1 protein-coding gene is annotated in these 336 nt (G+C 70.2%); it reads right to left on the minus strand.

Translation table 11 applies throughout. The annotated features are described in order from the left end of the window. A partial coding sequence (locus OEB96_RS00180; protein ID WP_266213353.1) for a hypothetical protein occupies nucleotides 1-336 on the minus strand: 336 nt, incomplete at both ends.

A 336-nucleotide genomic window follows, 5' to 3' on the forward strand; every position in this document is an offset into this window, starting at 1 on the left:
GTACGCATCGCCCTCGGGCAGCACCGTGGGCCACGACACGACGACCGGCGTGTCGAGCAGGTCGAGCTGCGAGGTGCCGTCCCAGGCCCTCCAGCCCGCGTCGGTGAAGTAGAGCAGGTCGTGGTCGGAGTCGCCGTCGAAGTCGCCGACCAGGCGCGTGGGCGAGCTGGCGAACGGCACCGGATCATCGACGAGCTCGGCGTCGGGACCGAGGAAGACGCCGTACGGCACGAAGCCCATCGCAAGCGAACCCGGGGCCCCGCCCGGAGCGCTCCACTCGAACGTGGTCTGGGGCAGGCATGCGCCCGCGGCATCGCACTTCTTGACCCATTCGAT

The organism is Paraliomyxa miuraensis, from assembly GCF_026337845.1.
Classification (GTDB): domain Bacteria; phylum Myxococcota_A; class Polyangia; order Nannocystales; family Nannocystaceae; genus Paraliomyxa; species Paraliomyxa miuraensis.